Annotated in this window: 11 protein-coding genes; all 11 read right to left on the bottom strand. The window is 41.8% G+C overall.

Features of this window, described 5'->3' with window-relative positions; translation table 11 throughout:
- Window positions 1-17 precede the first annotated feature (17 nt).
- On the bottom strand, window positions 18-545 hold the full coding sequence (locus ACTQXY_RS09910) for an adenine phosphoribosyltransferase (RefSeq protein ID WP_004614105.1): 528 nt from the start codon (window positions 543-545) through the stop codon (window positions 18-20).
- A gap of 77 nt (window positions 546-622) precedes the next feature.
- Complete coding sequence (gene recJ / locus ACTQXY_RS09905) at window positions 623-2,383, bottom strand: single-stranded-DNA-specific exonuclease RecJ (protein WP_441659304.1); 1,761 nt, start codon at window positions 2,381-2,383, stop codon at window positions 623-625.
- Between the two features lie 54 nt (window positions 2,384-2,437).
- On the bottom strand, window positions 2,438-4,579 hold the full coding sequence (gene secD / locus ACTQXY_RS09900) for a protein translocase subunit SecD (protein ID WP_441659303.1): 2,142 nt from the start codon (window positions 4,577-4,579) through the stop codon (window positions 2,438-2,440).
- A 3-nt stretch (window positions 4,580-4,582) separates the two neighbouring features.
- On the bottom strand, window positions 4,583-5,986 hold the full coding sequence (scfB, locus tag ACTQXY_RS09895; RefSeq protein WP_441659302.1) for a thioether cross-link-forming SCIFF peptide maturase: 1,404 nt from the start codon (window positions 5,984-5,986) through the stop codon (window positions 4,583-4,585).
- A gap of 126 nt (window positions 5,987-6,112) precedes the next feature.
- A complete protein-coding gene (scfA, locus tag ACTQXY_RS09890) occupies window positions 6,113-6,256 on the bottom strand; it encodes a six-cysteine ranthipeptide SCIFF (RefSeq protein ID WP_004614112.1) in 144 nt (47 codons plus the stop codon).
- 94 nt (window positions 6,257-6,350) lie between these two features.
- A complete protein-coding gene (locus ACTQXY_RS09885; RefSeq protein ID WP_441659301.1) occupies window positions 6,351-6,725 on the bottom strand; it encodes a TIGR04086 family membrane protein in 375 nt (124 codons plus the stop codon).
- A 54-nt stretch (window positions 6,726-6,779) separates the two neighbouring features.
- Entirely contained in the window at window positions 6,780-7,322 is a 543-nt protein-coding gene (gene spoVT / locus ACTQXY_RS09880) for a stage V sporulation protein T (RefSeq protein WP_441659300.1), read from the bottom strand.
- Between the two features lie 97 nt (window positions 7,323-7,419).
- Window positions 7,420-8,409, bottom strand: a complete 990-nt coding sequence (locus ACTQXY_RS09875; RefSeq protein WP_441659299.1) for an ABC transporter substrate-binding protein — start codon at window positions 8,407-8,409, stop codon at window positions 7,420-7,422.
- A gap of 75 nt (window positions 8,410-8,484) precedes the next feature.
- Window positions 8,485-9,237 (bottom strand): iron ABC transporter ATP-binding protein, encoded by a 753-nt coding sequence (locus tag ACTQXY_RS09870; protein WP_004614116.1) that lies wholly within the window; start codon window positions 9,235-9,237, stop codon window positions 8,485-8,487.
- 3 nt (window positions 9,238-9,240) lie between these two features.
- On the bottom strand, window positions 9,241-10,176 hold the full coding sequence (locus tag ACTQXY_RS09865) for an iron chelate uptake ABC transporter family permease subunit (protein ID WP_441659328.1): 936 nt from the start codon (window positions 10,174-10,176) through the stop codon (window positions 9,241-9,243).
- Between the two features lie 41 nt (window positions 10,177-10,217).
- Complete coding sequence (locus tag ACTQXY_RS09860) at window positions 10,218-11,249, bottom strand: ABC transporter permease (RefSeq protein ID WP_441659298.1); 1,032 nt, start codon at window positions 11,247-11,249, stop codon at window positions 10,218-10,220.
- Window positions 11,250-11,506: the final 257 nt, after the last annotated feature.

The following is an 11,506-nucleotide window of genomic DNA, read 5'->3' as shown; positions in this document are numbered from 1 at the left end:
TCACCCCTTTCTGGTTCTTATTTTCCAGGGTATGCAATAACAGTCTCTACGTCAACCCCTTCTAATCTCTTTCTGCCTTCTAATCCTTCTAGTTCCATTAAAAATACTGCTTTGACAATCACTCCTCCCATCCCTTCAATGAGCTTTGTAATCGCCTCGATCGTACCTCCGGTTGCCATCAGGTCGTCGATGATCACTACTTTTTGTCCCGGTTTGATCGAGTTTTTATGCATCTCAATCTCAGCACTCCCATATTCCAAATCATATTGAATCGAAACAGTCTCGCATGGAAGTTTTCCCTTTTTCCGAACCGGAATAAATGGTTTATGCAGATTATATGCGATCGGTACTCCAAAAATAAATCCTCTGGATTCCGGTCCTACCACTACATCAAATTCCGTGTCTCCGATTTTTTCCTGCATCAAATCTATCGCCAGCTGAAGTCCGTCAGCATCTTCTAAAATACTTGTTACATCTCTAAAAATAATCCCTTTTTCGGGAAAATCCGGTATACTTCTTACATATTCTTCGATTGGTTTTTTCATTCTAACTCACTCCTATTTTTACAGTATATTATAGTATATCATTTTTCTGTCACTTTTTCAATTCATTTACACCACTCTCACTGATAGTTCTGAATGATGATCTGAACAGTTTTCTGCCCCATATACTCATTGATTCCGGGATAATATGTAAATGCCGCCTCAACTTTGCTTCTCTGTCCCCGAAGCAGACCATCTACCGCCGGCTTTCCATACTTCTCTCTAAAAAATTCCAAAAATGCCTCCACATCACCAAAGTACATGGCATCCATCTGAGTCCCAGGCGCATCCTGCACCTGCATCTTCAACACATTTTTATTTTTCCCAAGAATTCTCGCGCTTAAAATTTCAATGTTTTTCTCCACAAATACAGGCTTTACATTTCCTTTCCCAAAAGGCTCCAGAAGCTCTAGTTCATTCACAAACGCTTCATTGATATAGCCAAGCGGCATCTGCATATCAATAGAAATCTTAGGAATCAGATCTTCTTGTGTGAGTAGTGACAGCTCATTTAAAGTTTCTCTGAGTCTGTCTACATTTTCCGCCTCCAAAGACAGTCCCGCCGCAAGTTTATGTCCGCCAAATTTCGTCAACAGCGATTTGCACTTATTCAATTCTTCATACATGTGGTAACTCTCAATAGAACGCCCCGATCCTTTCACGCCTTCTTCTGCCTTCGTCAAGATAAATACCGGCTTATGATAACGCTCCCTCACTCTTCCAGCTACAATTCCGGCAAGACTTTCGTGACAATCCGGAAGATAGATCACCAGCACTTTATCCTCGCCAAGTCTGGTCTCCTCCACCTGCTTCACCGCCTCTTCCACCGCTGAAGCCGTCATATCCTTCCGGTTGTCATTTAGCGCTTTTAAGTCACCCGCCAGTATGTCTGCCTCTTTCTTGGTCTTTGCACACAAAAGCTCCAATGCCCGTTTCGCCGTATCCAGTCTCCCGCTTGCGTTCAGGCACGGTCCAATCACAAATCCGATATGATATGCCGAAAGTCTCTCCACCGGCACACCGGTACATTCCATCAGCGCTCGCAATCCCAAATTGTTTGTGCGTTTCAGCATTTCCAGACCTTGTTTTACAAAAATACGGTTCTCTCCGACCAGATCCATAACATCTCCGACTGTCGCAATTGCCACATTCTCCATCAGATAATCCACATCTTCGATATCTTTTCCACACGCGCCGAACAGCGCCTCGATCACTTTATACGCAACTCCTGCCCCACACAATTCTTTGAATGGATATGCACATGTCTGCTGTTTTGGATCAATCACTGCATCAGCGGGCGGCAGAATATATTGTTTTTCACTTTCTACCTCCTCATAAGGAATCTCATGATGATCTGTCACTATGATCGTCATCCCAAGACTCTTTCCATACGCAACCTCTTCTCTTGCGGCAATTCCATTGTCACAGGTGATGATTGTATCAATATCATCGTCAAATGCCCGGTCAATCAAATTCCGGTTCAAGCCATACCCGTCCCTCATGCGGTCCGGTATATCGATATCAGCCTCTCCTCCAAGATACTTGATTCCTTCCAATAGAATATAAGTCGAATTAATTCCATCAATATCATAATCTCCGATAATTCGAATCTTTTTGTCCTCGCGTATTTTCTCGAGCAAAATGTCTACCGCTTTATCCATATCTTTCATGAGCATGCCATCGTACAAATCTGCGATTGTGCCGTTCAGATACAATTGAATCGCTTCATTCCCTGTCACATCACGATTCCGTATCAGCCGGGCAAGAATCGGATGAATTTGAAATTTCTCCGCAATCTCCTGAAACGGAGCCCCTTTTCTCATTACAAACCATTTTTCCATACGTACTCCTCAATGCAAAAACGGGAGTAATATCATGATTACCCCCGTCCCCGTTTATTTTTTCTTTACAAATTTTGTTTTCATAACATACCACAATGGTCCTGTGATACAGATAGAAGAGAACGTACCTCCTAATACACCAACCATAAGCGGCATTGCAAATTCTTTAATCGAACTTACTCCAAGCACATACAGTACCGCAAGCATAATAAAGGTTGTCGCATTTGTGTAAATACTTCTCGTCAAAGTATCTGTAATACATCTGTTGACCAATCCTGATAATTCTTCGTTTTTCTTTTTCGTCTTTAATTCTTCTCGGATACGGTCGAAGATAACAATCGTCGCATTGATCGAGTAACCTACAATTGTCAGGATACATGCAATAAATGTATTTCCGACGGACGTTCTTGAAATTGCATAAAATGCGATTACAAACAGAACGTCATTTAACAATGCGATAACTGCACTTGTTCCGAAACGAATGTCTTTGAATCGGAACCAAATGTAAAGCAGCATACATATCGTAGCAATCACAAGGGCAACGACTGCATCTGTTCGCATCTCAGAGCTGACTGTGGAGCTGATATTCTCCGCAGTAATCGTAGATGTATCTACACCGAAGTTGTCCGCCATCGCTTTGTTGAATGCCTCACGTGCTTCCAAATCCAAACTGATTGTCTTAATAACAACCGCATTCGAATCTTTTACTTTCTGGAACTGAACGTTCTTATCGCCTGTTACCTTCTCTACAACCGGAACAATCTTAGAATCAATCTCTTCAATCGAATAATCTTTGTCAAATGTTACCGTAGATGAAGTTCCTCCCATGAACTCAAGGCTGTACTTAAACGCACCTTTTCCGTTTGCCGAGTTCACTCCCATCATAATAAATCCTGCTACAATGATCACAAGTGAAATCGAAAAGCTCAACACTCTTCTCTTTAAGAAATCTCTTTCTTTTCTTGGTTTCTGAGTACCATATAATTTTGGACTTCTAAGTCCTACTGCATATAATGAGTAGATAATGATTCTTGTCACAACTAGTGCCGTAAACATAGACACCACAATACCAAGTGCCAATGTCTGAGCAAATCCTTTTACACTTCCTGTTCCCTTAACCCAAAGTACAATTGCCGCAATCAAAGTTGTCATATTTCCGTCTACAATCGCTGACATCGCCTTCTGGAATCCAGACTTCAGAGATGATTTTACACTTTTCCCGCCTGCCATCTCTTCTTTTACTCTGGCAAAAATAATAACGTTCGCATCTACCGCCATACCAATCGAGAGAACGATACCTGCAATACCAGGAAGAGTCAATGTAATGTTAAACGCATTCAACAATACGATTACAATTCCTGTGTAGATAACTAACGCAATGCTCGATGCAAGTCCCGGAAGCAGATATACGATACACATGAAAATGAACACGATTGCAAGTCCGATTGCACCTGCCATCAAACTTGTGCTGATCGCCTCTTCTCCAAGCTGTGCTCCGACTACTTTGGAACTCAATTCCTCCAGCTCTAGTTTCAGACCACCGATACGGATTGTAGATGCAAGATTGTCTGCTTCTTCATAAGACTCCATTCCGTCAATATAAGCCTGTCCACCGTCAATTTTATCTTTTACAGACGGATTGCTGATGATCTCATCATCATAAACGATAGCAATCTGTTTTCCGATATTTGCCGCTGTTGCTTCTGCAAATTTTGTTTTTCCCTCATCTGTAAGATTCAACTCTACGATATACTGCTTATTGCCCATATCATCTTGAGATGTTTTCGCAGATGCTGTTTTGATATCTGTTCCTTCTAAGACAATATTCCCTTCCGAATCCTGAAATTCAAGTGAACCCGGTTTCCCAAGCTCTTCCAGAATTGCATTCGCATCTGAAACACCCGGAATCTCAATATTGATACGATCCGAACCTTCCTGATAAACAGTCGCTTCTGTACTGTATTGCTCTACACGCTTTTGCAGCTTGTAGATTGTATCTTTCATCTCTTCCTCTGTCGGGTTCTCATCTTTTACCTGATATGTAATGCTGACACCTCCGGCAAGGTCAAGACCAAGCTTGATGTTCTTAGCCGCTCCCGCACCTGTTGCACCAAATCCCACAACCGAAGTAAACCCTAACAGGCAGATCACCGCCACGGTGAGAATCAGGTTAATGATACCTCTACTCTTTTTCATCTCTTACATCCTTTCTCTGTCTGCCAATGCAGCCTTAATCATAATCGCGCATTCCACACGCTTTCTTTGCATCTCACAACCGACATCATATGTATCATGAATAGAACCGTGAAACTTATTCGAATTCGCCATGCATCCTCCACTACAGTAAAACTTTGCAAAACAGTTCTTACATTTCTCTTTTGAATAGACACTGCAGCCTCTGAATTCATCTGCAATTTCTGGTCTTACAATCCCTTCGTCGACATTTCCCATCAGGAAATCTTCCTCACCGACAAACTGATGACAAGGATATAAGTCCCCCCAAGGTGTGACTGCAAGATACTCTGTTCCGGAACCACATCCGGAAAGTCTCTTTGCAACACAAGGACCTCCGTCCAAATCAATCATAAAATGGAAGAAGTTAAATCCTTTTCCCGCCTCTTCTCTCTCAATGATCGCTTTTGCCAATGTATCATATTCTTCAAAAATCTGTGGAAGATCTTCTTTCTTGATCGAATAAAAATCTGAATCCTCTCCTACTACAGGCTCAATGGAAATCTGCTCAAATCCCAAATCCGCAAAATGCAGAACATCTTTTGAGAAATCCAAATTATCTCTTGTAAAAGTTCCTCTGATATAATATTTTTCCTGATTACGGCTCTCTGCCAGTTTCTGAAATTTCGGCACGATCAGGTCATAACTTCCTTTTCCGTTGCGGAACGGACGCATCTTGTCATTGACTTCTTTTCGTCCGTCCAGACTTAATACCACATTGTCCATCTCTTTGTTGACAAATTCCTGCACCTCGTCATTCAGAAGCACACCGTTCGTTGTCAGTGTAAAACGGAAATGCTTATCATGGAGTTTTTCCTGCTCTCTTCCGTATGCCACAAGGTCTTTTACTACCTGCCAGTTCATAAGCGGTTCCCCGCCAAAGAAATCTACTTCCAGATTCTTTCGGTTACCCGAATTTGCAATCAGGAAATCCAGAGCCTTTTTCCCGACCTCATATGACATCAGAGCTCGTCTTCCATGATATTCGCCCTCTTCTGCAAAACAGTATTGGCATGCGAGGTTACAGTCATGCGCAATGTGGATGCACAATGCCTTTACAACCGTCTTTCTGCTTTTTACTTCTCCGATATATGCCTCGTATATATCTTTTGTAAAGAGCTGTCCAGCCTTTGTAAGTTCCGCAATATCTTCTAACGCCTCTTTTAATTCGTCCTCTTTATACTTTTCTCCTAATTGTTCTTTCACATACGCCGATGTCTCTTCGCTTTGCAGTGTCGCTTCTGTATGATCCGGGTTCATCGCCTCTAAGCAGGCAATCAAATCATAGCACAAATCATCTACCACATGCACGGAACCGCTATTCACATCGAGCACAATATTATAACCATTGTTCCGGTACTGATGAATCACAACATGTACCCCTTTCTATTTTCTCTATTTTTTCTGTCATGCAAAAAGAATGTGCCATCGCACATTCTCTGCCTGCGTCGACTGTCAAAAGACAGCACTTGTCTTTTTGTTCAGCTTACGCAATCATTATCTTTTTTGTTCGCAAGTCTGATTTCCTACTGTACAAGATGTCTTACATGCTGACTGGCATGATGTCTGACATTCTCCACATCCACCTTTTTTCACTGTATTGTTTAATGTCTGTGTATTCAATGTTTTGATATGTTTCATTGTCATTTCCTCCTTCGCTTTGCATTACTTCTGCTATTATACCACAGGACTGTATGTTTTGAAAGCCTTTTTTCTCACTTCAGTTAAGAATCACTTAAGAAATCATTCCTCCAAACATCCCCCCTCCGGCACACATCAGAAATGTCGTAAGAATATTGCTCCAGTTCCCGTCAAGCCCCCTGTATATCCCAAGCGATATCAAAAGCAGCAATACAAAATAAACAACTCCAAGCGTCAAGCCCCATGCAAATCGTTTTACTTTCGTAAGCTTTCCTAATATAAGACCTCCCACAAAAGTAGACACCACATAAATCACCACAATCCCGGCGGTCACTTTCTGTTCGTCCAGCTCAAACTGATACAATAAAAATGTCAGCAGCACAAGCAATATGCCCGTTACAAGATACGCCGCAAGCAGTGATTTCAAGATCCAGATGAGCTTCGATTCTTTTTGAACCTGTTTTTCCATACTATTCCCTCCTCGCATATCACAATCTATGATTGTCCGAAGGGTTTTATGCTTCTATTGTTCCATTTGCCTTCCAAGAAAATTAGCTGCACATGCGGCGAGCTTTTCTTCTGTCTCTCCAAGTTTTTTCTTCTTTTCCAACAGAATTACCGCTCCGATAACATCTCCTGCGCACAGGATCGGATGAATGATCTCATCTTCATATTCCTGTATCCGTTCATCAATCACCGCCACATATTTCTTTTCCCCTGCCGATGCATGCACTGCTTCCCGTTCCTTGAAAATACGTTCCAATTGTTTGCTCACATATTTGTCCTGTAATTCTTTTTTCCCCGCACCCGATGCCGCAATAATCTGATCATGATCTGTCACACAGACAGTTGCTCCGCACGTTACTGCAAGACTTTCCGCATATTCTTTTGCAAATGAGGAAAGCTCACTGATCGGTGAATATTTTTTCAGGATAATCTCTCCCTCACGGGCCGTGAATATTTCCAATGGGTCTCCCTCACGAATCCGAAGCGTTCTCCTGATTTCTTTTGGAATGACTACTCTCCCCAGATCATCAATTCTTCTTACAATTCCTGTTGCTTTCATAATAAAAATTCCTCCATTTACTGTACTTTCCAACTTTGGAAATAGTATCTGTAAACAGAGGAAAATTATACATTTTTACTGGTTCAAATAAAATCTATTATTTTAACAGTGCGTTTTCTAAATCTTCAAGCATAAATCCGAGTGCATTTACACCGCCTTCTGCCGTATACCAAACTGCAGGATGTTCTAAGTAGACGATTTTTCCGTCCTTATAAGCATCTGTTCCCATAATCAGCTCATTTTCCATAATATCCTTTGCAAGCTGTGCGCCATCTGTACCGATCGCTGCATCACGGTCCAATACAAAAATGTAATCCGGATTCTTCTCTACCACAAATTCAAATGACGCCTCATTTCCATGTGTAGAAGTATCGACATTTGCATCTACTCCGATATTCTCAAATCCAACCTCATTGCCGATCAGAGCACAACGTCCATCGTTTCCGAGAACATTGAATCCTCCACTTGTACACATTCCGATAATCGCAGTTTTTCCTTCGGCAAACGCTTTCAGTTTCTCAATTCTCGCATCATAGCCGTCCATCAGATCTTTCACATCATCTTCCATACCAAACATAGATGCAATCGTCTTTGCATTTTTCTCCACACTTTTTACAAGCCCTATTTCTGTGTCTGTGGACAGGTAGACAACCGGTGCAATTTCACTCAGTGCATCATAAGACTGTGCAAGACGTCCTCCGATAAAGATCACATCCGGCTCACACGACATCACTGCCTCCATATCTGCCTCTTTAATTGTTCCTAAATCCACAATTTCATCATTCGTAACGTACTCCTGAAGATAATCCAATGATGTGCTGGAAGAACCCACTACACGATCTCCCAATCCAAGACTGTCTAAAATATCAAGCGACGCCATATCCATCACAGCGATTCTTTGTGCATCATAAGGCACTTCCAAATCTGTTTCTTCATTGTTCGCATTAAAGCTTTTAATTGTAACTGTTTTTGGTTTTTCTGTTTTATTTGTATCTTCTTTTGAAGTTGTTCCTGAATTCTTATTTCCGCAAGCCGCAAGACTAAATACCATCGCAAGCGCAAGCACTAAAGTTGTCAATTTTTTCATCTTGTTTTCTCCTTATCTCTTCCCAATAATCTTTTGTTGTAAAATTCTGTTTCTACGTCGTTTCAACAGACCTGATTAATAATAGATTGATAACGGTTTCCCGGCAATCTTCATAATCTCAAAATCTACTTTATAAATTTCTGTCAATGCCTCTTTCGTCATCACCTCCTCCACGGTTCCGAATTTTGCGATCTTGCCGTCCACAAACGCACAGATATAATCGGAATAAAATGCCGCATAATTAATCTCATGCAATACTAAAACAATCGTTTTCCCAAGCTCATCACAAAGCTTTCGAACCGTTTTCATCAGATTTGTTGCATGGTAGATATCAAGGTTGTTCGTCGGCTCATCGAACAGAATGTACTCCGTATCCTGTGCAATTACCATTGCGATATACGCTCTCTGTCTTTGACCTCCTGACAGCTCATCGATAAAACGCTCTCGAAATTCGTCCAGTTCCATGTATGAGATTGCCCTGTCAATCATCTTTTTATCTTCCTCTGTAAGACGGCCTCCTGAGTAAGGGAATCTTCCAAACGCCACCAACTCTTCCACCGTCAGCTTCATCTGAATGTGGTTGCTCTGCGTTAAAATCGCAAGGCGCTTCGAGAGCTCTTTGCTCTTCCATTTTCCGATATCCTGCCCTTCAAACTCGACAAGTCCTCCATCTCTTGCAATCAGTCTGGAAATCATTCCCATAACCGTTGATTTTCCTGCTCCGTTTGGTCCGATCAAGGACGTCACTTTCCCTTTCGGGAGCGAAAAGCTGACCGAATCTACCACCGGTTTTCCATCATATGTTTTTATCAATTCTTCTACAATCATTGTCTAACTTTCCTTCCTTTCTCTCAGCAGCAGATACAGAAAATAGATTCCTCCAAACACGGTAATAAACACACTTACCGGAACGGTATAGGAATAAATCTGCTCTACCAAAAGCTGTCCTGCCACCAGAATCACCATTCCGAAAAATGCAGATCCCAAAATAAGATGACTGTGACGATATGTCTGCAAAAGCTGTCTGGAGAGATTTGCAATGATCAGTCCCAAAAAGGAAATGGGTCCAACCATCGCAGTCGCCACTGCAATAAACAGCGTCACACCCAATAACAGTCGTCTGATACATCTGTCATAATCCACTCCCAGATTAATTGCCTGCTCTTTTCCGAGTGTGATCACATCTAACAACGCCAGCTCTTTTCTCAGGCAAAAGACCACGAGTCCCATAACAATCACAGAAAATACAATAATCTCTGAATTGACGTTACTAAAACTTGCGACTAAGGTCGCCAGCAGGCTGTCATATTCATTCGGATCCATCACCCTCGTCAAAGTGGACTGGATACTTCCGAAGAAGGAAGTCAACACAGTTCCTATAAGCAGTACATAAAGCACATTATGATTTGTCTTTTTAAACAGATAACTGTAAATAACGGTCGCGGTTCCGCCCATAAATACAAGATCCACCGCAAATGCAGCATTTGGATTGACAGCTAAAACACTTCCTGAGCCGGCAACAAACACAACCGCAGTGTGTATGACCATGTACAGAGAATTCATTCCAAGCAGACATGGTGTCACAATAGTATTGTTGATAATAGACTGGAACACAATAGATGCCCCGCCGATGGCAAACGCCGTGATCAGCATCACAATTAATTTGGGTGTACGAATTTTCATCGCATACCAGAACAATTTCTCATTGCCAAACTTTACATTCACCAGCATGTAAAGCGCACATGCTAAAATCACAAGAACCATCATCACGATAAGTTTTTTCTGATTTCTTCGATTTACCGCTCGATTCACAGACTCGTTCCCCCTTCCATAATGCACGTCTTATTTTCCCCTCTACGGGTAAAACGAATCGCCTTGCGGCCATGTTTCAGCCGGTAAAGCAACAGCATAATAAAAAGCAGACTTCCGAAAATTCCCACAATCAATTCGATCGGCAATTCATACGGCGCAATTACGACTCGACCGATCAGATCACACACAAGAACAAAATTTGCCCCAAACAATGCCGTATCCACAAGCGTTCCACGAATCTTATCCCCTTTAAACATAGAGACAATATTTGGAACGATCAGACCGATGTAGGAAATGGAACCCACCACGACAACTACCGATGCTGTAATCATCGCTGCAATCGTCAGCCCCATAAACAGAACAAACTTATACGGGACTCCAAGATTTTTGGAAAAATCCTTTCCCATTCCGACGATGTTAAAATGATTCGCAAACAAAAATGCCAGTATCACAAGCGGTACCACAAGATATACAATCTCATATCTACCCTTTAACACCATTGAAAAATGCCCGACAAGCCATGAGGAAAGTGCCTGCGTCATCTCATATTTGTAGGCGAGATAACTTGTAATTCCCGACACCACATTCCCGAACATAATTCCCACAAGCGGTACCATAACCGCTTCTTTAAACTGAATTCGTTGTATGAACCACACAAAAATCCATGTTCCGAGAATCGCCGTGGTAAATGCAAATATTGCCCGCCCCCACAGTGTGGACTGCGGCATAAACAAAAGCGCCAGAAGAATTCCAAATTGCGCAGACGAAATCGTTGCTCCCGTAGTCGGAGAAACGAATTTATTCATGCAAAGCTGCTGCATAATCAGTCCTGCCGTACTCATCCCGACACCGGTACAGATGATCGCAAGCAGGCGTGGCAGCCTGGAAATCAAAAAGATTTCCAATTGTTCCATATTTCCACGGAACAATTCCATAGGGGTCACATCAATCACACCCACAAACAAAGACACCGCTGACAGAATCAGAAGAATTGCTGCAAGGATGATTGTTGACATCCTCTCTTTCATAAATTTCCTCCTTTTAAAAGTTAGTTTAGACTAATCCATGATTAAAATAAAATGTGCCTGATCACTGCCAAAATCATTTTCTGTGTGGTCACAGCACATTTCCACGTTAGTTTAAACTAACTTATTTGTTTTGTCAAGTATTTTTAGGTTCTTTCCAATGTTAGTTGACTTTTCGCTTTAATTCAAGTCGTAACAGTTTTGCTTTCAGTAGTTCAAAACTGTTACGGCCATACATAATCCTTTTCACTACTTTGAGT

The organism is Faecalimonas sp. LCP19S3_D12 (assembly GCF_052121495.1).
In the GTDB taxonomy this organism is placed as follows: domain Bacteria; phylum Bacillota; class Clostridia; order Lachnospirales; family Lachnospiraceae; genus Faecalimonas.
The sequence above is the reverse complement of the archived record's forward strand: the minus strand, read 5'-3'. Positions and strand labels throughout refer to the sequence as shown.